Below are 22,256 nucleotides of genomic sequence, written 5' to 3'. Positions count from 1 at the left end.
CGTGCGAGGCCGCTCCGCGGGACTGGAGCAGCGAAAACAATGGCTCCGAGAGCTGGTGTACTCGCGGAGCCGTCTGAACAACTCTGGTGTCCGAGGAGGAACACGCACCTTAACCACACGCCTCGAACTCGGCGATCGGGATAGTGTGCCGTCTCTGTAATTCGCTGAACTGCTCGGCTCCGGTCCGTCCGAGTGGCATTCCGTACCGCTTGACGCGCCCGAAGCGCCGGGTGTGCTCGGAGTATCTGCGAGACGCTCGGTCCTCGAACAAGATGAGACCTCCCGGTGAAGCGCTGACCTGTGATCGTGGCCAGAACGGCGACCCTGACTGCAGGCCCAGGTCACCTCGAACGGAGCTGCCTCGCGGGCGCAGGGTGGGTAGGTCAGTAGCCCGGGAAGACCCTGCGGAGGGTGGGGACGGTGATCGGGCCGGTGAGGCTGAGCGTGGCTGGGGTGTGGTTCGGGGCGAGGCGGCCTGCGATGAGTCGTAGCCAGGACTCTGCGGGGAGGGTCAGCGATCCGTCGGCGTCGTCCGTGGGAGTTGAGTCGATGCTGACCGGGTCGTCGAGGCGGAGCGAGAACTTTGTCGCCGGCTCGGTTGTGGCGACTGTCAGCACGGCCTGAAGGCCGTTGAGGTTGGCCGGCCTGGTGATCCAGCTGAGGTCGCCGATGGTTTGGAGCATCTGCGGTACGGCGTCGGCGTCGAGCGTCGCGCTCGGGTCGGACGGGCTGCGGACGTCCCAGGAGTGATAGGTAAGCTCGCTCAGGCGCATGCGGGCGACGGTCGCCACGTCGGCTGGGGCGGGGAGGTATCCCAGCTCGATCCGGAGGCTATCGCGTTGGTCGTCGTTCAGCGACTCGAACAGGGTAGTGAGCTTTTCGTTCCAGACGAGGAAGCCTGCGGCTTGCTCTTGGCGTGACGACGAGTTCCAGCGGGTCCATACGTTCTGGTTGAAGTCGCCGTCGGCGGCGGGCTTGCCGTCGAGAGTGAGCTGCACCGTGTTGGTCATGATCTCTGCGCCGCTGCCGAGGTGACTCAGTACCTGCGCAATGTCCCAGTCGGTCGCCGCCGACGGGCCGGCCAGCGCTACTTCGTCAAAGTTCAGCACCAGATCCGCGAGCCGTTCGTAGCCGCTGCGGAGCGCGGCGATGACGATGTCGGCAGTGCTCAAGTTGTGCCTCCAGAGGCGTGATCGGTGGAACTGGTTGGTCAGGTCTTTGATATCACCGCCCTGGTCGGCCGCCTGCCGACAATCGCCGACCAGGTCGAGTTCCAGCAGGTGCGCGGGGGAGTCGTCTGGCGATCGGTGTTTGTGGAACCGGGAGTAGATTGATGCCTTGGTCGGCTGGGCTCTGTGGGGGAGTACTGTTTCGGGCTGATGCCTTCCATTCGTGCTCGCCGCCCCAGACCGCCTGACATGACTGTCCCCGTCGATGCGCGGTCGGTGTTCACCGACGGGGCCTGCTCGGGCAACCCTGGACCCGGAGGCTGGGCCTGGGCGGCGTCGACGACCGAGTACGCCTCCGGTCACGAGGCTGTCTCGACGAACCAGCGGATGGAGATCCGCGCTGCGCTCGAAGCCGTCCGGGCGAACGACGGTCCGCTGCTGGTCGTGTCCGACTCGACGTACGTCGTCAACTGCTTCCGCGACCGGTGGTACGAAGGGTGGCTCGAGCGCGGCTGGCTCACTTCGGCAAAGAAGGCGGTCGCCAACAGAGACCTGTGGGAGCCGCTCGTGGCGCTGGTGACCGAGCGCGGCAATGTCGCCTTTCACTGGGTGAAGGGCCACTCCGGCAACCGGATGAACGAGTTCGTGGACCAATTGGCCGTCGCCGCCTGCGATCCCCGCCACTGATCTCTGGTCTGCCAACCGATCCCAGTCGGCTCCCGCGCCTGACCGGCTCGAGCCGGTCAGGAATTCGTGGCCACCCACCAGGCCGCGATCTGGGCTCGTGAGCGGACTCCGAGCCGGATGCGGATGCGTTCGAGGTGTCCTTCGGCGGACCGTTCGTCGATGCCTAGTTGTTCGCCGATCTCGCGGTTGGTGAGCCCTTGCGTGACCAGGGCTGCGACCTGTTCCTGGCGGGCGGTCAGTTGCGGAGCAGTTGCGCCGCGCAGTGCGGGGAGGCCGAGGAAGTCTCGGATCACCGTGAGGAGGGCGTCGGCGTCGCCGATGTAGGGCAGATGCGAGCGTCCGGGCAGGATGCGAAGCGTCGCCGCTGGGATCCCGGTGGCGATCAGCCGGGCCTGGTCGAGCGGCGCGGCGCGGTCGTGTTCTCGGTGCACCACGAGCGTGGGGGCGCGAACGTTCGCCAAGCTGCCGGTAACGTCGATGCGGTAGCAAAGTGTCAAGAGGTCCGCGGCGGTTGCGGCTGAGGACGCCTGCCGTTGGTAGGCGGCGAGCGCCGACCGGGTGCCGGCCGACGCCTCAGGCGCGAAGATGTCGGTCAGCACATCGGCGCCTAGTCCCCAGTGGCTGCGCACCAGGCCGACGACGTGCTCGCGTACCGGCACGGGAGCGATGTCCACGCCGCGCGCCCACCCGCCGTACAGCACAAGACGGTCGACCTCGATGGGGTGTCGCGCAGCCCACTCGATCGCGATCGGTACGCCGAGTGAGCTGCCCATGACCTCGTACCTGTCCACGCCGGACGCGGCGACGACTGCGTCAAGGTTGTCCAGCTCCGATTCGAGGGACGCGCCCACGGGCGTGGTGCGATCGGACAGCCCGCAGCCGGGCCGGTCGTAGCGGAGCACGGTCCGTCCCCGGGCGAGTCCCTCGAACAGGTAGCGCTCGGCCGGCAGCGCCCAGCTGAGCTCGAGGTGGCTGAGCCAACCGCCGATGAACAGCAGTGGAGGCCCGGCTCCGGCGGCCGCATACGCCACTGTCGTTCCATTCGGCAGGTAGGTCGAATCCAGCCGTTGTTCCAACTGGCTCCTCCCATCGCCAGATGTCCTGCCTACAGCCTCTTGCAAGTCACTTCCTGACACCAGCACGAGCCAGCTGTGGGGGGAGATTGGGGTAGTTCCACGCCTGACACATCTCCGCCAAACCCATGAGGATGGTGCAGTGCCGTCCCACGCACGGCCGACAACCGGGGCCCCGCATCCGGGCGGGTCCGACACGAAGGGGCCAAAGATGACGGGTACGGTGGGCATCGCGTTCACTCCGTTCGAGGACCGGTTCGAGGTGATTGAACGGGCGGCGGTGCTGGCCGAGGAACGGGGACTTGAGTCGGTCGGGGTCGCCGAGGCGATGACGCTGGACGCGCCGATTGTGCTCGCCCGGCTTGCCGAGCGCACCGAGCGGATCGGTTTGGTGACTGGCGTGCTGTCGGTGTGGGGCCGCACCCCGGCCACGCTCGCACTCACCGCCGCCGAGCTGCAGCGCTCTTCCGGGGGCCGGTTCGTCCTCGGCCTGGGCGCCGGCACCGCGCCGATCACCGAGGGTTTCCATGGGCAGCCGTGGCAGGCGCCGCTGCGGAAGCTGCGCGACAGCCTCGTAGCGGTCCGTACGCTGCTTGACGGTGGGCGGCTCCCAGCGCTGCAAGACGGTGTCCGACCGCTGCGGCTGGGCTGCCCGCCGGCAGTACCGGTGCCGATCGCGCTGGCCGCGATCACCCCGCCCAGCATCCGATTGGCCGGCGCCCTGGCAGAGCAGTGGCTGCCGTTCCTGCTCCCACCCGCGGCCCTTGATGCCGGTCGCGAACTCATGGCCGACGCTGCGGCCAGTTCGGGTCGCACCGACGCCGCCACTGTCACCGCCTCCGTCCCGATCGCCCTCGCCCCGGATCGCGATGGTGCGGCGCGCATAGCCGCGCGCTGGCTGGTCACCTACGCCACCCGGATGGGGCCGCTGTACCCGAAGATGCTGCGCGAGCACGGTTACCAGCACGAGCTCGACGCCCTCCTGGACTCCAACCCCGACCCACGCGGCACCCACCTACCGGCCGCGGCCGAGCGGCTGGCACGCGACGTCCTGTTCTTTGGCACGTACGACGAGGCACCCGAGCTCACCCGGGCCTGGCTCAAACACGCCGACGATCTTGCGTTCGTCGCCCCATTCGGCCTTCCCGGCGAGCAAATCTCCGACACAGTCGAGGCAATCAGCCACCCGTAAGAGATTCTGCATGTGCGCCGATAGCTGCTGACCGCAGGTTGGGAGCGGTGCGAGTGACGAGCGTTGATGGCGAGTTGTGCTGTCGTCTTCCCGCGCCTCAAGCGCGGCGAAGGTGGGTGGTGTCGTTGAGTTCGACAAGGGTGCGGTTATGGAAGTAGTCGTCCTCGCGGAGGTGGGTGATGCTGCCCGTCTCGACGCGGAAGCTGGCGTAGGCAAGCGCATCCGATGGGATCCGGAGCCAGTGCGCGATCACAGCACTGGCTGAACCGCCGTGCGTCACGACGATCGTTGTGAGGGCCGGCCTGCTCATGATCTGGTCCATGCCTCGGTATACCCGCCGTACCCATTCCAGCTTCGTCTCGGCGCCGGCAAGTCCTTCGTCGTGGTCCATGCGCTCACCAGTGGCCGGAGGTGGGACGAACCGTTGCCGGAACCATGCGTCCGGCTGTCCCTCACCCTCGCCGTACGATTTCTCGCGCAGTTCGCTCATGCTCACTGGTTCGCGGCCGAGCCGCTGTCCGATGGCCGCGGCGGTCTGCGTGGTTCTCGTGAGGTCGGAGGTGAACACCGATACCGCACCGCCGTCGTTCACCCGCTGAGTCAACGCGTCGGCGATGAGTCCGGCGTGCACGAGACCTGCCGGAGTCAGTTCGGAGTCGTACCAACCGCCCACTCGGTCTTCCAGGTGATGCGTGGCCTCAGGATGTGTGACGACGTACAGGTTCAGCATTTGCAGGATTCTGGCACGGGCTTGGTGTAGCCGTGCCCGGGTCGAAGCACCCCCCGCGACCTCCAGACAGCTGCCGAACCGCACCCAGCGAGGCCCTCCAAGGCGTTGACCGGCGGCAGGTACGGCGAGTCGGCCGATCCAAAATGGACGCACTGCCCCACAGCACGACAAAGCCCCGCCCGATAGCAGCGTCGCAGATCCGCCTTACCAGGCAGGTCTTGCCCACGCCCGCCTCGCCGTGCACGTACACCGCACACGCTGTATTGTCTCCGTCGACCTGGCCAGGCCGACCAAACACACGCCACTGAAGCCGCCGACTGAGCCTGCAGACCAGGTGCACGACGCGGCGGCAGAGAGGCGAGGACGACCGGTTAGGAATGGCCTAGGCACATCCACCGGTCGGCGGCGCGGATCCAACCGCGGCCTGCGAACCACAGCACGGCCGCGTCGGGCAGCTGCTCTGTGTCAGCGCCTCAGCCGGGCACCGAGCATCACCGTCGAGCTGCAAGGCCGCACATGACGGATGCGGGCCAGGTGGGGCTGGCAGCGCTCGCAGCGCCAGCGCTCGTCGACCGCCGTACCGAAGATCGTGCTTTCGCGTGAACAGGCGCACCCGGCGATTGTCTTGGTGGACACGTTCACTGCCGCTCAACTGGAGGAGCGAAAGCGCCGTTCGGGCGGGCGCCGCGGTTGGTCGTCGATCGAACGCTCACCACGGACGAGGAACCGGGTGTACCTGTTTCGGAGCATGGTCGGGTGCGGTATCTGTGAGCGGAAGATGGAGGGCGCGACGCAACGGCAGGTGGTCACGTACTAGAGGTGCAACGCCCGAACGCTCGTATCAAGTTCTGCGACGGCCCTGGCTCATCCGCCGAAGATCTACCTTCGCCAGGATCTGATCACGCCGGCTCTCAACCGGTGGATTGGACAGATATTCGGTCCTTTGCATCGTGACGCCACGATCACCGCACTGGTGTCTGCGGACGACTCGGCGCAGAGGCGGCTGGAGCGTGTGCGTGAGCTGCACGACCGGGTAGCCGTGGCTGAGGAGGCGATGGCGAGGCTGCAGCGGGCGCTTGATGTCGGCTGGGATCCGGCGGAGCTACAGGAGCAGTACAACCTGGCCGTGGGCGAGAAACGCACCGCAGAGTCTGCGTTGAAGGCTCTGCCGGATGAGGAAACCGTCAGTCGTGAGGAACTTTTGACCATCATCGACGAGCTCGGCGACATGGCTCATGCCCTCGATCGGGCTCACCCGAAGGATCTTGCTGAGTTGTGCGCCGCGCTGCACTTGTCGCTGACGTATCACCACACCGAACAGATCGTCGATGTGGAGGTCGACCCGCTGGCCGACCGTGTGGCTAAGTTGCGTGTCCGAGGGGGTGCACGCACCTTAACCACACGCGTGTGCCTCAAGGTCTAAGCGATGGGAACCCGCTGTCGAGCAGATACCGCTCGACATCTGGGGTGGCCTGTGAGCTCCTTCGACTTGACCTTGCGAGCAGTGCGTCCTACGAGTCGCGGATATGTAGTGTGATCGGCTGGCGCGCTTACACAGATTCCTTCGCTCCTCTACGGCGCGAGTGGTCCCTTGGTCGAGACCCCTAGGTCGACCTGACGTTGCGGCGTGCGTGGTGAGGCCCGGATCGCGGCGGAAGTACTTGACGTGTTTGGTTCTGTGCGAAGCCGAGCTCGGTCACGATCCGTGCGACCGTCGGTCGGGTGCAGGCGAGCACGCGTTTGGATTGCAGAGCGACTCGCTGCTCGATCAGCTTCTCGCCGGTTGATGCCTGAACGGCACGGGGCAGGGCCTCGGCGAACGTGCGCTGTGCCCGGGCATATGCATCGAGGTGGCGGGCTCGCCGGAACTTGCGATTGACGGGCTCGTCGAGCTTGCGCACGAGCCCCGGGCCGGGGCCAGGTTATCTCGGTGGCTGGCTGTTGCCCGCCGACAGTGGTGAGGATCGCCGCATACGGACGCGGCGGGGGATGTCCGCGAGTTTGCAGACGGTGGATGCACGTCGTTCGTCGAGGGCGAGCAGTGGCCCCAGCCATCACACCCCGCGACCTCTCGATCAGCGTTTGTCAGGTCAGCGAGCAGGCGACATCTCTAGCCTGTTTGGGGCGGTTGGGCAGGGACACCCTCAGCCTGAGGACGTTGTTGGACTCGTTCTCCTCGGCGATCTCGTCGTTCGGGTCGACGGTCACTGTGAATAGATGCACCATGCCATAGTCATCGGGCGCGAGATCAACCTGCATACCGGTGGATCCTGAGCCTGAGCCGAAGGCAGAATGACCGCCTCCGCTAAGACCGGTATCGCTGAGGAGATTGAACGGGACGAGATGGTCGTAGTCACCCTCACCTTTGTTTCGGACGGTGACGAAGAGGGTCAGGCCATCGGCGCCGCTGATCTGGCCGCCAGGCACCACCGAACAACGTGGCACCGCGGACAAGGTGAAGTCTGGCAGCGGGGCTCCCGGGGTGGTGGGAGTCGTCCAGGTGTCGGCCTCGAGGCTGACGACCGATGCCGGGGCCTTGAGATTCTGATGAATTCGCATCTGAGCCGCCCCACCCGGCCCGGGCTCGACATGAATCGTGATGGAGCACTTCTCACCCTCGATCAGCACCTCGTGCTCGCAGTTCCCGGTCTGTGCGAAGCGTTCCGCGATATCGCCTGTGAACTCGATATCGCCAATGCGCAGCCGCGTCTTTCCGCCACTCGTCACCTCCACAGCGGAATCGCACTGAGCGCTGGAGCAGTGGACCTGTGCCGGATGCACTTCGATACACAACTGGCCCTCGCATTTCCCAATCGTCCCGGCGGTCTCCCTCGTGGGAGATGGCTTTGGTGGATCCGTCGGATTCGGGGTCGGCACTGGGAACGTAGCGGGCAGACCGAGCGCTGCTTCCGGGACCGTGAATCCAACGTAGGTGAGTAACAGCGCGAGGACTGCGACAACTACCCCTCCCGCCAGTCGGAGTCGAGAGAACCGCCCTGCGGCGGCGATCAGCGGTGGGATGGCCGCGCCCAACGCGGCTCCGATCAGCTTGACGGTCGGAGACTTGTCCAGCGCGACGGTGACGAGTGTCCCCGCCACCGAGCCGACGACCGCCAACAGTGTCGGAGCAAGCGCCGCTTCCGCCTGCTGCTGTACCTTGCCCGGCTCTTGAGCACTCATGTCGATCACGTCCACGATCGTGGCTGCCGGGAACGACCCCCGAATGATCCGACGTGAACGAACCGCCCGCCCCCAATCGCGATCATCGCTCTCATCGCCGACCAATACCAGACCGTGAAGCCACCGACCGCGTCCCTGGCTCGTTGTTGAGGCTTTCAAACCTTTGCTTTACCGGCAGAATGTATTGCCGCTCTGGACACCGCGCGGCACAGGGCGACAATCGAATGACAGGCAGCGAAGTTGGCCGATAGGTGCCAGATGCTGCCAACCTGTTGCACAACTGGTGGGACCGCCGTGATTCGGGTTCCTGCTGAGATCTGATCTCTGAGGAATTTGCGAGTGGCAGGCCAACTGGAGTTGGAGATGCGATGGCCATAGAGCCAGACTGGTGTACCTCTCATCTCTGCGTCGATCTGAATGCCGCGGCAACCTCACATGCTCAATTGATGGGGGTCATGGCCGGATTCGTGGTCGCTGCCATCGCGGTCGTGCTTGAGCGTCCGCGGTCGTCCACGAATGGTGGTCGCGCGGCCGGTGGCGATGGCGCTGAGGCGGGCGAGAAGGATTTCGCAGGTGCTCGGGGCGGCGGGCGATCGCCCGACGGCATTCCTGCACTGTTCGTTGCTCTCCTTGCCTTCATGGTCGCGGCTTTTCTGTATGGGCTTGCAGGCGGGGCTGAAGTGAAAGCGGCAGTGACCGGTCCTTCGGGCGCCGCAGCAGGTACTGAACGTGTTGCCGCGATGATGCTCGCTGCAGGTCTCCCCGGGTGCGCGGCGGTCTCCGCGCTCGGTTGTGGACTCCTCGGGTTGCTTCTGGACTCCGCGCATTGGACGCTCGCCGATCGAGCGGCGACGTACGTCGCTCTCGCCGTACCGGCCGCCACCGGCCTGTACGTTTTCGTCAGCGCGAAGGACGTGGTCGAAGTGAGCGCGGCGACCCGGTCCTATTCTGTGGCCGTCTATGCGCTGGGTCTGCTTCTAACGATTGCCCTCCTTGCCGCTGCAGCCGCCTTGCTGCCGCGATCGCACTCGCTTGGACCGCTGAACAGCCTGCGTCGCTTTCTCCAGAAGAAGCCCGATTTCGGAGAGGCCCTTCTCGGGTTTGCGTCTATGGGAATCGTTGCCACCGGCCTTGCATATTTCCTGGTTCTGCTTTACGTTCCTGCGGCAGCGAATGTCGCAATGCTGATTCCGCTCTGGGTCGGTGTTTGGGCAGCCTACGCGTGCATTTTCGTCTATGCATCCGCCGGAATGGTGGGTACACACGCGCGGAGCTGACGCCGGCCAGGTCGCCGGTGAGGGATGTGCCGGGCCGATGTCAACAGCTGTGAGACGGCTCAGTGACGAGTGGGCAATGAGCACTGAGCGAGAGTCATTGGGAGATGCTTCGCCGGGTGTGAGAGCGCGGTGCTGGAGATGCCGACCAGTTGGTCGCGCGTCACTCGAAGGTCTTGGTCGGCGAAGCCCACCTTTGCCCTGGCCGGTAAACCTTTGGGATGCAGGACTGGTCGTGCGGGGATCTGAAGGCGATCAAGGGTGTATCTACGTGCGGGCTGCAGCCTGAGATGCTGGCGCGGTTGCGAGTTAGTCGCTGGGTGATGCACGGCCGATGGTGCTTGCGTGGACTGGATCGCGCAAGTACGTGGTGAGCCGGACGATCTTGTGATCGCGGTCAGTGGCGGGCCGGCTTGCCTTTCTTGGCCTTGACTGCGGTCTTGGCGGTGATCCGCCGGTTCCACTGCCTGTGGCAGCTGTGGGTCCTGCTGTTCATCCAACGGTTCAGCGTGCTGGCCTGCCTGCCGATCGCGTTGTTGTCATTGGTTCCGGGGAGCCTGGTGTTCGACCAGATCCCAGACATCGAGCGTCGGTGGCTTGATACGCCAATCGGACTGTGGCAGGCCGGAGCGGCCGGCTTCGTGCACTTCCTGATCCTCGTGCCCGCAGTCTTCTGGCTCGGTCGCTTCCGCACCGACGCTATGGTGCCGCCGGTGCGTAGCGACGATCGCTGGCCGCGGCACAACGCGGACGGGACTCCCCGGCGGCAGAACGTCTGACTGTGGATCCTTGGGCCGGTCGCGCGCTCCTGATGGTCTCCCTGGTCTGCCTGCTAGCGGGTGGCACCGTGTGTTCTGGATCCGGTTGGTGGTGTTTTGAATCGCCCCGGGTTTCGTGGGGACCCGATTACGTGGATCCGGCCTCGGTGAGGACGGGGATTTCACTGTAGTGGTTGGCTTCGAACTCGGCGGGTGGGATGTGCCCGATCTGGCCGTGTAGGCGTCGGTGGTTGAACCAGTCGATGTATTCGGCGAGGGCGATCTCGACGTCGCCGATGGACTTCCAGCCGGTGGTGGGCCGAGTGGCGGGGTTGCGGATGAGTTCGGCCTTGAACAGCGAGTTGAATGCCTCGGCCATCGCGTTGTCGTAGGAGTCGCCGCGGCTGCCGACGGATGCGACGGCGTCGGCCTCGGCGAGCCGCTCGGTGTAGCGGACAGCTCGGTATTGGACTCCGCGATCGCTGTGATGGATCAGCCCGGTGACGTCGTGGCCGGCTCGCTGCCGGGCCCACAATCCCATGTCGAGGGCGTCCAGAGCCAGGTCGGTGCGCAGGCTGGTCGAGACCTGCCAGCCCACCACCAGCCGGGAGAACACGTCGATGACGAACGCGGCGTATACCCATCCGGAGTGGGCGCGGATGTAGGTCAGGTCCGCCACCCACAGCCGGTTGGGAGCCTCGGCGACGAACCGCCGCTCGACGAGATCGGCCGGCCGTGGTGTCTCAGCACCCTCGGTGCGGGTGGTCTTGCGGGTCTTGTCCCGTCTGATGCCCTGCAAGCCCTCGGCGCGCATCAGCCGCTCGACGGTGCACCGGGCAACGTCGATCCCGCCACGGTTCAGCTCGGCGTGGACCTTCCGCGCACCGTAGACCCCCAAGATGTCCTTGTGCACTTGGCGGATCGCCGCGACCAGGCCGGCGTCCCTGACCGCCAGGGCAGACGGCGGCCTGCTCTTGGCGGCGTAGTAGGTGCTCGGGGCAATCTTGATCCCAGCAGCGGCCAGGACCTCACAGATCGGCTCGACCCCGAACCGGTCGCGGTGCTGGTCGATGAACTCGACCAGCACCGCCGTCGGCACCCGAGTTACTTCACCGGCTGCTTCGCCGGCTACTTGATCTTGCGGTCGAGCTCCGCCGCCGCGAAAAAAGCCGACGCCGTCTTCAAGATCTCGTTGGCTCGCCGAAGCTCACGGTTCTCCCGCTCCAGCTGCGCGATCCGCTCCGCATCGCCGGTCGTAGTCCCCGCCACCGTCCCCTCGTCGATCTCAGCCTGCCGGACCCACCCCCGCAACGTCTCGCGATGCACACCGAGCTGCTCAGCGATCCGCGGGATCGCCCCCGCCCGCGTCGCCGGATCCCTGCGCGCCTCGATCACCATCCGCGTGGCCCGCTCACGCAGCTCGTCGCCGTACTTCCTCGGTGCTGCCATAACTCTCATCCTCCATGGATTGAGAGCCTCCATCAGACCCGGGGCGACTCACGGTGCGATCCGGAAGCGACTCTGGCTCCAAGCCGAACCTCGCCCGTCGCGGGCGCTGCTCGGTCAGCTGCTGCAAACTGTCGCCCAGTCGGCACCGGCAACGAACCTGGCTGGACCGCAGGTGGTTTGACCTTGGCGGAGGATGACGACATCGACGCCAGTCGCTCCAGCCGCGAGCTTCAGACCGTTGAATGGTCGGGTCGGGTCGCAATTCCCGATCGCGGTCTTGAGCGCTTGTTGTCCGGCGGGTGTCAATGTGATGGTGACTGGGGTTGGAGAGTCCACCTGTGCTGGCGTTGCGGCGCTCTCTTTGGCGCTGGCCGGCGGAGTTGCGGCCCAGGCGAACGTCGCGATGGATGCGGCAGCGACGAGACCGGCCACGAGGAGTACCGCGGCAGCGCGCCGCCATCGAAACGCAATCCAGGCATAGGCAACGCTGCTCAGAAGGCCGATGGTGATTTGGTTGAGACCAGTTGCCCTCGCGTTCGCCGTGCTGATTCGCGATACCTCCGCAGGTGTGATCAAAGCTGGGTCAGCGATGCCGTTGTAGGCGTCCTGTTGCTCTTGCAGTGCCTTCTCGTATTCCGTCTTGAGCGATTCGACCGTTGTGAGACCGCCGAGGAACACGGTGTCCTTGAGAATCGCGGTCACCCCGCTGGGTTTGCGTTTGCTGCTCGCCAAGAACGTCAGGGTATGCGCGGGCGTGGTGGCGACCCAGACGTTGGCCATCAGGATTGCTGCGGTCGCGAGGCCGGCGACGGCGAGCGCGGCGATCGCGAGGTACAGGCGATGGCTGTGGCTGTCGAGAGAGCCCAAGTCGCTGAGCTGGCTGCCGGCGACCAGAACTCCTGCAATGGCGGCGAGGCTGACGGTGAGCCACTTTGCCGTCTCCCTGATCCGATCCGCGGCACTTGTCGGGCCGGGAGCGGCTCCTGTGCTAGCCATCGATGTCGTTCGCCCAGCCCACGACATCGAGCTTGGCGATCTTTCGACTGTGCTCATCCAGCCCGTCGACCACGGTCTTGAGGTCGAAGCCTTCTGCGCCGCTCGGGGTGTCGAAGCGCAGTTGAAGTGATTGGTTGCCAGTGATTTTGATGTTGTCAAGCCACTCTGAGATGTCGTCTGGTCCCAACAGCTTGTCGAGCATCAGGGGAGGGGTCAGGTCCGGCCACGCCGGCACTGTGATGACGGGTTGTTGGGGACCGCTGGCCGGCGCGGCCTGAACCGGTCCGGCAGTGCTTGGAAGCGATGTCGGCGCGGTTCCCGGTTGGCCAGGCTTAGGTCCCGCGTGGATGTGGAATACGTACTGCCCCCACGGGATGTCGAACGGATCCGCCCCGTTCGACCAAAAGTCAATCTCGACGGTCATACCAGCCCCCTTTGCAGCGGGACGCTTCGTCCCAGAATGTGCCCAGAGTCGCACCCGCAGGTCATTTGCACCAGATTTAGGTAGCCGAACACCGCAACCCGGCGGATGCATGGTCATCCTGCTCCCGGATCTCCGGATCCGGGTCCCGCGGGCGAGGCATTGGCTCGATCGTCGGGCCATGGACATCGAAATCCCGGTGTGGTCGGCTCCGCCCTTGACGAACTCGAAGACGTTGTAGCAGATCACGATGGCGAGTTCGCAGAGAAGGAAGACCGTGAGCACCTTGGCGGACAGTTCGACCTTCAAATAGCCGAGGACAGCGGTTCCCAACCAGAACACGGCACGCCATACGTACCAGGGCAGGTCTGGCCCGTGCAGGTTGTTGTGGACCAGATCGCCCAGCACGACTCCTCCGAAGGAGAAACTGCCCGCGTGGACACAGAAGTACCGGAGCAGCGCCACGAACCCGGAGCCCAGGCCCATCGACCGGCCCAGCCCTGCCGGGGTCATCGAGTAGAGGCCTCCGGGCTTGGGCGTGATCCTCGCCATTCGCGTGAACCCGACCGCGAAGCATGCGACAGAAAGCCGAGTTGCCCTTCAGGCGCGGCTCGGTCTATGGCTCGTGCTCGACCGCCGCAGTCATGATCTCGTCCATTCGGAGTTTCCCTTCTGGCAAAACCGTCTCCGAGACACTGCTGGTGCTCTTGGCCCGGTCCGGCCAGGCGGCTGTCGCGAACGGATGACCGCCGTGTGGATCTTCAGGGGAGTTCGGATGCATCGTGGTGCTGCTGAAATCATGGGTTGTTCGGTGCCGAGGGCGCGCACGTGCTCTCCGTCGTTGACCGGTGAGGAGGGCACGCTGTGCTCGGAGCGACCGGGTGGCTCAACGCATGGCGAGATGGTCGCCCAGGCGGAGGGCGAGTGCGGCCGTCGTGAGGCTTGGGTTTGCGGCGGGGGACGCGGGGAAGACGGAGTTGTCGCAGGCGTAGAGGTTCTCGTAGGCCAGGAACTTGAGGTTCTCATCGACAACGCCTGTGTTGTCGTCGGTCATCCGTAGTGTGCCGACCTCATGTGCGACGCCGCCCAGGAGGGCGTCCTGGAGATTGAGGCCGCCGCCCTCGCCGAGGATGGGCTCTGCGTTGATGGCGGCCAGTAGGTTGTGCGCCAGGGTGTCGGCTTCGGTGAGTAGGGCTGCCGGTGGCAGGGTCGGCCGGACGGTGACTATTGCGTCGTCGGCAGGATTGCCGGTTACTGCGAGGCCATTCTGCGCGTTGAGGTCGGCGTAGTACATGAACACGACCTCGCAGAGCGTCCAGCCGGCGCGGGTCGCGCGTTCGCGGGCGAGATGTGCGGGGTCGATGTAGCGGCCTTGGTTGAAGTCGGCGCCGAGCTCGACAACGATGTCGAAGGCGTGCGTTGTCGTGTTGGCACTTGGGTGTCGTAGCAGCACCTTCGCCGAGTCGGTAGCGCTGGCCAGTGGGGAGCCTGGAGGCAGCGTGAAATGCCGGTACCGGATCGTGTGATCGGTGAGCCCGCGCCCTATCGTGTTTGTGGGATCGGCGAGGCCGCTCTGTAAGGCGATCTTGGCGGATTCGATGGTGCCGGCCGCCAGAACGACGGCGCGTGCTCGGAAGGAGCGTTGTGCTTGGGCGAGTAGATCCCAGCCGGTGACGCCGGTGACCCGGGCAGGGTTGGCCCGATCCGGGCTCACAGACCACACGGCGACGTTGAGGTTGATGGTCGGCTTTTGATGTCCTGGGTCGTCCAGCAGGCGGTCTTCGAGAAGTAGGTCGGCGGTGGAGAACAGCCCGGCCGGAATCGCGAGCGAGGTCGCGCCGGCGTACTGCAGGGCTACAGGTGCGTTCTCGGCTTGGAATCCGGGTAGGTCGGCCTCCAGCCGGGTACGGCTGCTGTCCTGGAACGGCCCGCTTTGTGCTGGGACCCGGTTCAATGCGGTCTCGGCGTCGTCGTACCCGCCGCTGAGCAGGTACCGCCGAACGGAGTCCGGCCAGGATGCGAGTTCCCACTCAGACTGCCGCGGGATCAGGCCTCCCCAGAAGACCGAGCGGCCGCCGAGGTTGAATGCCTGTCCGCCGGCAAACGTCGAACCCGGTGCGTTCACGTAGTTGACGACGCGGAAGTCTCCCCAGAGTGACCAGATGTGCTTGTCGAACTGGCCGATGTGAAGTCGCCGGGGCAGGTTGCCTACGTGGGTGGGAAAGAGGTATGAGCCTGCCTCCAGCACGAGAACGTCGGCGCCGAGTCCGGCCAGCCGGGAGGCGAGTAGCCCACCGCCCAGTCCCGAACCGACGACGATGACGTCGTACTCGTGGTTCGGATCGAGATTCCGGATGAAGAATCGTTGTGGGATGACGCCATGCTCGGTGATCAGCTCGGTAGCGGGCGGGAAGGTGACCAGCGGCCATGCGTAGTCGTGGATTCCCGTGAGTTCGCCGCGCGTCAGCGTGAGGTTTGGGCCGGTCATCCATCGATCCGGAGCGAGGAGGAATTTGAACTCGATCCCGTCCGGGAACGCAGCTTCGTCCAGGTCGAAGTTCCATGCCCCGTCGGCGAACACGCCTCCCCGGTCCAAACCCCAGTTCGGTCCCCAACGCAGCAACACGGTCTGGTTCGGCGCGAACTCCTCCGTGACAAACCTAATCCTCAGCATCTGTTCCTACATTCCGTTGCGCTGAGGCCACGGCGGTGCGCGCGCGTGCGGGTGACCTGTGCGCCGTACGCTCGAATTCGCCGACCTCCCGCTCCACCAGATCGGCGATGTTCTGGACAAGCTCGGCACAACTCAAGCTCTTGACCTTGAACAGCGCTACCTCGGTCTTGATGCGCGCCAGTGTCAGGGCTCGTGGCGGCCCGGTGCGTTGCCATCCGAAGATGTGGCGCGCCCCGCCGGCAACCGCCGCGAGGGCGCCGAGAGTTGCTGCCAGCCAGGGAGCCCAACCAGCCGCCGTGGTGACGGGCACCCCCGCCGCGGCGCCGATGGCAATGATTTCCAATGCGTAGTTGCCGTTGCGGGCGACCGTCGTCGCCTTGCTGTACCACTGCAGCTCGGTGCATACGTAGTGAGGCATCTTGCAGGCGGCCTGCGAGTTCGTCTCACAGCTGCCGGTTGATTGTTCCTCGGACACCATTCCTCGATGACAGCACTGGCCGCCGCACGCCGCCAGAGGCTGTCCCGATGGATGATGTGATGCATTGACACAGCGCCCGTTAGTTCAAATGATTGAATGCGGATCGAATGCTTGCGTATTGCCTCAGCGTTGGCACCGGTGGGGTTCTCGCAGTCACAATTCTATTACCTGCAGAAATCAGGTAACGATGCGCTGACGCAACGCGATACACCGATCAGGTAGCGACGGCGCGGAATTGGCTCGCAGGTGGGCGGCGGGGGGTACATAACCATGGGGGATCATCCGACTGACGGGCGGATCATGCCGGGGGCGCGGTACCCGGGGCAGGGCGGGACGCTGCCGGAACTGGTAGTCGGACGAAGAGGGATCGCGGAGGCACTGCGACACTTTCTTCGTCCCATGAGGTGGATCTTCAATGTTTTCGCCTTCCTGGTGAACCCAACACCGCGAGCCACCAGACGCGCGCGCCGCACTCTGGAACACTGGTACCGAGCCTGGCCTAGCTTCGAGCAGGCCTTCGCGGTCAAGTACCCAGCTAGCGATCGTGACGACGTCAAGAATCATTACCTGAAGTGCGCGCGGCAGGTTGCTCATGATCTGGTACGCCGTCAGGCGCGCACCGCAAGGAGTGCGGGACTTGCGGCTCTCGCGCTGATGTTGACGGGCTTGCTGCCGATGGCCTTCGGCGACACAACACATCGGTCGTATCTCGTCCTCGGTTCCGCGTGGCTCGCAATTGCCTCATCTGTTATCTGTGCAGCGCTTGCGCTCGGTGCGCTGCCGTCATTCCCTGCTGTGGCGGGGGTGTTGTCCACTCTCTTCGGGCTTGCCGGTACGACCGGAGTCCTCCTCCTGCCTCAGGGAGTAGGCCCAGATGACCTGGCCACTCTGCTGGTGGGAGCAGGCCGTGGGCCTGCAGCGGTGTTACTCATCTTCTTCGCCTTCTACGGCTACTTGATCGGTGCAGTCTTCGTGCTCGGCTTGATCCTGATTTCGGTCATGAATCGCCGCGCGGAGATGCGGATTCCGCATGTCTACGCCTTGCACGAGCTTGTTCGAGTTGTGGACTTTCTCTCCAGGCCGGAGCCGTTCATCAGCCACCGGAGTCGTTGCGCGATGGTCAAAGCCCTACATCGAGCATCGCGCCTGACGCGATCTGGCCTGCCGGGGTCAATCGCGCTGCCGAGCCCTGCGCAGCGAGCCATCTTCAGTGCGAGGTGCCAAGGCGCCGCCGACTCACTCGAGTCCATGGAGATCTGGGTTGCGCTGCCTAAGTCCGATACTGCAGCACACCTGTCAGCGATCTCTGTTGGCATCGGCGTCGTGCTCTTGTCCGGGCACTATGACGAGCTTCCAGAGTTGCACCTGCCGCCGCTAACGGGCGCCGAGCGCCTGATGGTCGCAAGTCAAGTCGCAAGGTCTCTCCTGATCGGAGCCATTCCCCTGCTTGTAGTCGTTGCCTTGCGATGGTTCGGGATCCAGGTCGAGGGTGCGTTGGGCAGCGGGCTGACCTTCTTCTGCATCGCCTGGTTCGCTGTGACATCGCTGTCGCTGCTGGACCCTCTGTTCAGTCAGAAACTGGCCATGGTGCGCGAGGTGATGGCCACTATCAGGACCCGAGCAGACGAGAAGTAGTCCATGCAGCAACTGCCCGGGCCGGTTGTGCGGAGAGTTCGCGACCGGCCGACAGCCTTCTCCTCAACTCGTGATGATTGCACAGCCGCGGCCGTCGTTCTTACAAGGACGCAGGGCTTCCGTTACTGCGGGCGCAACGGGAACGACGACATCGTCAGGGTGATGTTGAGCTACGAGTGCAGCTCGAACGGCGAAGGCGAGCTATCCACGAGCACCGGCCAGAGGGTCGAAACCAGCTGTCTCACCAACCGCTGGCGCTGCGATCAAGCCTGGCGCGTGACCGCCAACATGGTTGCCTTACACATCAACGTCCGGTGCACTTCCGTCACCGAGTGGTGGACAACGGCAACGACGCCGTCGCCTTCCGCCGCGGCGACAAGTGCTACCTGATCCTCAAAGACGAAAGCTCCGCGCTCGACCGAAGCTTCCACACCAACCTCCCCGCCAGCGCTTACTGCGACAATTTCCACGCCGACTACACAATCGGTCACCGCATCGGCCCTCCGCTGGGGTTGATCAGTCGTTCGATGTTCCCCCGGTTCGTTGACGGCCGTGTGGGCCGGGAGTTCACTGGAATCACCGAGTCGCTGATGGCGTGGGTGGGTCCCGCCATAGGCGTGGGAGCAGTGCGGCGCGGGAGGGGGATCGATGAACGACGAAGAGAGTGCTGTCCCGGAGGGTCCCAGGTTGTCCTACTGGTCGTCGACTCCGGCGATCTTGTTGCTGATCGGTGCGATCGGCATGAGTGAGATCGATCGACTCGTGACGGGCGCCCTGACGCCGGCCGGGCAGAGTCGATCGGTGACCGATGTCCTCGGCCTCGCGTTTCTCGGCGGCCGGGACACCTGGAATGTGTGGTCGCAGGTCGATGCTGACAGCACGTCGGTCCCGTTGTGGATCGGATTGCACGCGGCCTTCGACGTTCTTCTGTACGTCGGGTACGGCTGGCTGCTGTGGAGGCTTGTCCGGAATGCCCGGCAGGCCCGGTGGGCGCTGGGGCTTCTCTTGCTGCTCGAGGTGATTGAGACCATCGGCCTCTGCATCGCGGCTGGGCAACTCGCCGACGGACAAGTCCCGAGAGGTCTGGCGACAGCCCTGTCCGTCGTCGCAACAGTGAAGTGGTGCATGGCCGGGTTCGTGGCTCTGGCGGTTCTGATCACCGGCGAGCTCAGAAGATCGCTGTGGGACTTCGGACTGCGGGTGGCGAGAGCGCTGAAGGTCCAGCGTCTGTCGTTCCTGCTGGTTGCTCTCTTCGGGATTCTGTCGATTGTCCCGCTGCCGAACATCTGGGACCAGCTTCCCGACGTTCAGCGCTCCTGGCTCGACGGCGATCGCCAAGGGCAGGTCCACGCCCTGTGGGCGGCCGTGGCGACGCTCGTCGTCAGTGTGCACCTGTTCGTGCTGGGCAGACTGCGGGCGGAACGCGCCTGGACCTTGTGGGTTGCGGGCGTCGAGGCGCCCGATCCGGGGTGGCGGTGGGTCTGGTGGTGGGTGACCGCGGCTGTGGCCCCGTGGGTTCTTGTCCTCTTCCATGAGCCGTTGGGGATCGAGGTCGACTTGCGACCGGTCCTGATCATGTCTGGCGTCCCGCTCCTCGTTCTCCTGCTGTCCGGACTGGTGCTCTTGAGCAGGATCCTCCGGCGCCCAGGTCCTGCCGAAGTGGTCGGTGAGGACGGCGGTGAGGACGGCGGTGAGGACGGCGGTGAGGACGGTGGCGACACGCAAGGGGATGAAGCGGACCGGCGAGAGCGAGACTTGCTTCTGGCGCGTGATGTGTGGGCGGCCGGCGACATCCTGACGGCCTGCCTGTGGATGCTGGCAGGCCTTGGACTCGTGCGCTCGCTGCTTGCTCCGGTCGTGCTTGGCAGCGCGGAGCAAGATCGTGGTTTCGTTTCACCGTTGATCGGCGCTCTGACAGACGTTTCGGTCTGGGAAGCCCGGTTGGCTGTCCTGGTCTGCGGCGCGGTCGTAGCAGTGGGTGCGCTGCCACTGGGTGTCCTCGTCACCCGGACGCTGTCTCCCGGGAAGACGAAGGATTCGACGGCTGGTGGTAGGTTTCTTCGCTTCCTGGACCCGAAATCGCCACCGGAGCCCGGGTGGCACGCTATGGCCGTCGGCTTCGTCCTGGTAGTCCTCACGGCCGTGTGGCTGGGATTCCTGATGGTCTTTCCGGTCCAGATCGCTGCGGAGATCGGAGTCGTCGCGACCACGCTGCTCGTGCTCGGTGCCTGGGTCTTCATCCTCGGGTTCGTCGTCGTTCGGCTGCAGCGTACGAAACCTGCGCCGATCTTCCAGTCCGTCAGGCTGGAAGCCACACCACTGTTGACCCTGTTGATCGTGGCGTGCCTCCTCGCCTCGGCCTCCGGTGGGGCCGTGGAGCTGCACGCGATCCGCAGCGTGCAAGGCGCCACTGAGAAGCTCGACGGTCCGGCTCGTGACAACCTGACGACGGCACTCGACAGCTGGGTGGCCCGCAGCGCTGCCTGCGAGCGGGATCTCGGGGGGAGCAAGGTCCATCCGTCTCGTCGCCGCGAGTGGCGGCGGCGTACGGGCCGCGCTGTGGACCACAGGGGTGATGGATGCCCTGCGCAACGGACCCTGTGCGCGCAACGCCGTGTTCTTGTCCAGCGGCGTGAGCGGGGGCTCGATAGGACTCGCCTTGTCCCGCGGCGACGACAACAAGCCGAGGATCGGCGACGCCGAGCTGCTGGCCACTCCGGACGCGCTATCGATGGCGTTGGCCGGGCTGCTGGGCGGAGATCTCTTCGCCGGTAGCAGCGGCCTGAACATTCCGTCGGACGGCGATGACGGATTCGCGTGGCGGGATCGTGCCGGTCTGATGGAGCGGTTCTGGGAATCGAAGGTCGCGGCGCTGAAGCAGCCGTACGGCAAGGATGTCTCCGGTCCCGGTGGACTGCTCGTACTCAACTCGGCGATGGCCGGACGAGGATGCCGGGTCCTGATCAGCCAGGTCGAACTGAAGTCGGGGCTGGAGCCGCGAGCCGACGCGGACCAGGATCGAGCGAACTGCAGTGGGCAGACCGCCCAGCCGGCAGCGTCTATCGACCTGCAGGACGCCTACGGTCCATGCGTCACGCTGATGTCATGGGCTACCGCGTCGATGTTGTCCGCTCGATTCCCGACTGTCACGCCCGGCGGCCGGATCTCCTGCGCCGCAGCCGATCTCGCCAAGACTAGGCCCGACCTCCAGCTGATCGACGGCGGGTACGCCGAGACGTCGGGGCTCGGCACGCTGGCTGACATCGCACCGATGCTCGTCCAGGTTGTCCGCACCTACAACCAGACCAATCCCACCAAGGCACCTGTCGTTCCGATCGTGTTGTTCCTCGAGGACGCTGCACGGGGCGACATCGTGGAGACGCCGCAGGGCCTGTCAGCCGAACTGTTCGTGCCGTTGGCCGGTCTCCATGCCAAGGCGGTCCAAGTGTCCTCAGGCACCTTGCTGCAGCGACTCGCGACGAGTATCGCCGATCCCTGCCCACCAGTTGCGGCGGCGCCCAACTGCCAGAAGGCCGTCCATGCCCTGCGCACAAGTGTGCCGCACGGGATCGTCATCGCCGCACCGTTGACGAGACCATCGGTGGAAGCCCCGCTCGGCTGGACGCTGTCCGGCGACAGCGTGACCAGGCTGAAGGACGCCCTCACCGTGCAAGCCACCGGCAACTGCGACCCGAAGCATCCGGAACCTGAACAGAACCCCGACGGCCCCGATGGCACCGAGAAGCCTATCCGCCCAGGCGCCTACGTCTGCCTCCACCAACTTCTCCACACGCTCAACTAGGGGTCAGTTCCGCTGGCCTCTATCAGGGCATGCATCGCTGTCGATGGTAGCAACAACAGGTGGCGGCGCAGGGCAGGGATGCGCCGTTCTGTGAACTGATCCGCTAGCAGAACGGCGAGGCCGGGCACATCGCAGCTTGACCACCGTGCTCGACCGGGGCTTGGTCAGCTGGCTGCAAGGGGAGTGGCTGCGGTGGGTGGGAGATCCAGTGCGCCGAGCAGCTGCTTGGTGCAGGCGTGCTCGACGGCTGGGTGGTCGAGCCTTCTGGCGGTGTGTCGCTGAGTCGCCGACGGCTCTCTGAAGCGTGCTGATCTGATGATTGATGCGTATCGGCAGCGCAGCCTTCACTTCAGGCTGGGTGGCCGTTGTGGAGGTAGGCGACTGTGTTGGACTCGGCGGCCTTGAGGGCTGCATCGAGGCGGTTCCAGACGTAGGGGCGGAGTCGGAGTCGTACGTCGTCTGGGGCAAGGAACGCGTACCGCGAGAGTTCGTCGTCGTCCGGCTGAAGGTGTGCGATCAGCTCAGACTCGAGCCGTGGGCCGTCGAAGACGAACATCAAAGAGTCGTCCAAAGGGCGTGGGGTGAGACCCAGTCAACACAGGCCAGCGTGAGTTGGCTCGGTGCGAGCTTGAGGTTGAGGGGACTGCCCCCGGTTCGGTTGACTCCTGATCTGTGAGGACTTGGTCCTTGCTGGAAGGATGTTTGTCGTGCCGAAAGCGTTCCCTGAGGAGTTCCGAC

Annotated in this window: 20 protein-coding genes and 1 other annotated feature; of the genes, 10 read left to right on the top strand and 10 right to left on the bottom strand. The window is 65.2% G+C overall.

What is annotated here, in order from left to right:
- Nucleotides 1-383: 383 nt before the first annotated feature.
- Complete coding sequence (locus E0H75_RS42700; protein WP_131519461.1) at nucleotides 384-1,172, bottom strand: maleylpyruvate isomerase family mycothiol-dependent enzyme; 789 nt, start codon at nucleotides 1,170-1,172, stop codon at nucleotides 384-386.
- A 24-nt stretch (nucleotides 1,173-1,196) separates the two neighbouring features.
- Here E0H75_RS42700 and E0H75_RS43455 point away from each other — a divergent pair, with 24 nt between their 5' ends.
- Nucleotides 1,197-1,334, top strand: coding sequence for a hypothetical protein (locus E0H75_RS43455; RefSeq protein ID WP_165554487.1), 138 nt, complete (start codon nucleotides 1,197-1,199; stop codon nucleotides 1,332-1,334).
- Between the two features lie 84 nt (nucleotides 1,335-1,418).
- Nucleotides 1,419-1,856 carry a ribonuclease H family protein gene (locus tag E0H75_RS42695; protein ID WP_131519460.1) on the top strand — a complete coding sequence of 146 codons (438 nt, stop codon included), beginning with the start codon at nucleotides 1,419-1,421 and terminating at the stop codon, nucleotides 1,854-1,856.
- A 56-nt stretch (nucleotides 1,857-1,912) separates the two neighbouring features.
- Here E0H75_RS42695 and E0H75_RS42690 read toward each other — a convergent pair whose 3' ends face one another.
- Complete coding sequence (locus E0H75_RS42690) at nucleotides 1,913-2,932, bottom strand: alpha/beta fold hydrolase (protein WP_202873461.1); 1,020 nt, start codon at nucleotides 2,930-2,932, stop codon at nucleotides 1,913-1,915.
- Nucleotides 2,933-3,140: 208 nt separating this feature from the next.
- Between E0H75_RS42690 and E0H75_RS42685 the strand changes: the two genes are divergently transcribed.
- A complete protein-coding gene (locus tag E0H75_RS42685; protein WP_131519458.1) occupies nucleotides 3,141-4,121 on the top strand; it encodes an LLM class flavin-dependent oxidoreductase in 981 nt (326 codons plus the stop codon).
- 97 nt (nucleotides 4,122-4,218) lie between these two features.
- On the opposite strand, the gene E0H75_RS42680 is transcribed toward E0H75_RS42685, so the two are convergent.
- Complete coding sequence (locus E0H75_RS42680) at nucleotides 4,219-4,851, bottom strand: histidine phosphatase family protein (RefSeq protein ID WP_131519457.1); 633 nt, start codon at nucleotides 4,849-4,851, stop codon at nucleotides 4,219-4,221.
- A 943-nt stretch (nucleotides 4,852-5,794) separates the two neighbouring features.
- On the opposite strand from E0H75_RS42680, the gene E0H75_RS42675 reads away from it, so the two are divergent.
- Nucleotides 5,795-6,274: a hypothetical protein gene (locus tag E0H75_RS42675; protein WP_131519456.1), complete on the top strand. Its 480-nt coding sequence runs from the start codon at nucleotides 5,795-5,797 to the stop codon at nucleotides 6,272-6,274.
- A gap of 662 nt (nucleotides 6,275-6,936) precedes the next feature.
- Here the strand turns inward: E0H75_RS42675 and E0H75_RS42670 are convergent.
- On the bottom strand, nucleotides 6,937-8,031 hold the full coding sequence (locus E0H75_RS42670) for a CARDB domain-containing protein (RefSeq protein WP_238163600.1): 1,095 nt from the start codon (nucleotides 8,029-8,031) through the stop codon (nucleotides 6,937-6,939).
- Nucleotides 8,032-8,477: 446 nt separating this feature from the next.
- Between E0H75_RS42670 and E0H75_RS42665 the strand changes: the two genes are divergently transcribed.
- Nucleotides 8,478-9,308, top strand: coding sequence for a hypothetical protein (locus tag E0H75_RS42665; RefSeq protein WP_131519454.1), 831 nt, complete (start codon nucleotides 8,478-8,480; stop codon nucleotides 9,306-9,308).
- Between the two features lie 437 nt (nucleotides 9,309-9,745).
- On the top strand, nucleotides 9,746-10,084 hold the full coding sequence (locus tag E0H75_RS42660) for a hypothetical protein (protein WP_131519453.1): 339 nt from the start codon (nucleotides 9,746-9,748) through the stop codon (nucleotides 10,082-10,084).
- 127 nt (nucleotides 10,085-10,211) lie between these two features.
- Here E0H75_RS42660 and E0H75_RS42655 read toward each other — a convergent pair.
- From E0H75_RS42655 to E0H75_RS42635, 5 genes are all read right to left on the bottom strand, one after another.
- Nucleotides 10,212-11,512, bottom strand: a protein-coding gene (locus E0H75_RS42655; RefSeq protein ID WP_131519452.1) for an IS3 family transposase whose coding sequence is annotated in 2 segments (ribosomal slippage) — nucleotides 10,212-11,221 and nucleotides 11,221-11,512 — 1,302 coding nt in all. Because the reading frame shifts where the segments join, the coding sequence is not laid out codon by codon here.
- Nucleotides 11,058-11,234: a sequence feature (AL1L pseudoknot), on the bottom strand. Its footprint overlaps the gene before it by 177 nt.
- A 114-nt stretch (nucleotides 11,513-11,626) precedes the next feature.
- Entirely contained in the window at nucleotides 11,627-12,508 is an 882-nt protein-coding gene (locus E0H75_RS42650; RefSeq protein WP_131519451.1) for a hypothetical protein, read from the bottom strand.
- Nucleotides 12,501-13,481, bottom strand: coding sequence for an APC family permease (locus tag E0H75_RS42645; RefSeq protein WP_131519450.1), 981 nt, complete (start codon nucleotides 13,479-13,481; stop codon nucleotides 12,501-12,503). The genes E0H75_RS42650 and E0H75_RS42645 overlap by 8 nt, the downstream gene beginning before the upstream one ends.
- A 334-nt stretch (nucleotides 13,482-13,815) precedes the next feature.
- Nucleotides 13,816-15,603, bottom strand: coding sequence for a GMC oxidoreductase (locus E0H75_RS42640; protein ID WP_131519449.1), 1,788 nt, complete (start codon nucleotides 15,601-15,603; stop codon nucleotides 13,816-13,818).
- On the bottom strand, nucleotides 15,590-16,081 hold the full coding sequence (locus tag E0H75_RS42635; RefSeq protein WP_131519448.1) for an SLATT domain-containing protein: 492 nt from the start codon (nucleotides 16,079-16,081) through the stop codon (nucleotides 15,590-15,592). The genes E0H75_RS42640 and E0H75_RS42635 overlap by 14 nt, the downstream gene beginning before the upstream one ends.
- Before the next feature lie 399 nt (nucleotides 16,082-16,480).
- On the opposite strand from E0H75_RS42635, the gene E0H75_RS42630 reads away from it, so the two are divergent.
- The 4 genes from E0H75_RS42630 (at nucleotide 16,481) to E0H75_RS42615 (ending at nucleotide 21,518) form a co-directional block, all read left to right on the top strand.
- A complete protein-coding gene (locus tag E0H75_RS42630) occupies nucleotides 16,481-17,716 on the top strand; it encodes a hypothetical protein (protein ID WP_131519447.1) in 1,236 nt (411 codons plus the stop codon).
- Nucleotides 17,717-18,048: 332 nt separating this feature from the next.
- Nucleotides 18,049-18,465, top strand: a complete 417-nt coding sequence (locus tag E0H75_RS42625) for an alpha amylase C-terminal domain-containing protein (RefSeq protein ID WP_131519446.1) — start codon at nucleotides 18,049-18,051, stop codon at nucleotides 18,463-18,465.
- Nucleotides 18,365-20,491, top strand: a complete 2,127-nt coding sequence (locus tag E0H75_RS42620; RefSeq protein WP_337589531.1) for a hypothetical protein — start codon at nucleotides 18,365-18,367, stop codon at nucleotides 20,489-20,491. Before E0H75_RS42625 ends, E0H75_RS42620 begins: the two co-directional genes overlap by 101 nt.
- Nucleotides 20,376-21,518, top strand: coding sequence for a hypothetical protein (locus tag E0H75_RS42615; RefSeq protein WP_131519444.1), 1,143 nt, complete (start codon nucleotides 20,376-20,378; stop codon nucleotides 21,516-21,518). The genes E0H75_RS42620 and E0H75_RS42615 overlap by 116 nt, the downstream gene beginning before the upstream one ends.
- Nucleotides 21,519-21,867: 349 nt before the next feature.
- On the opposite strand, the gene E0H75_RS42610 is transcribed toward E0H75_RS42615, so the two are convergent.
- Nucleotides 21,868-22,089: an NUDIX hydrolase gene (locus E0H75_RS42610; protein WP_131519443.1), complete on the bottom strand. Its 222-nt coding sequence runs from the start codon at nucleotides 22,087-22,089 to the stop codon at nucleotides 21,868-21,870.
- Nucleotides 22,090-22,256: the final 167 nt, after the last annotated feature.

The organism is Kribbella capetownensis (genome assembly GCF_004331485.1).
In the GTDB taxonomy this organism is placed as follows: Bacteria; Actinomycetota; Actinomycetes; order Propionibacteriales; family Kribbellaceae; genus Kribbella; species Kribbella capetownensis.
Note: the sequence above shows the minus strand (reverse complement) of the source record. Positions and strands in the feature narration are given on the sequence as shown.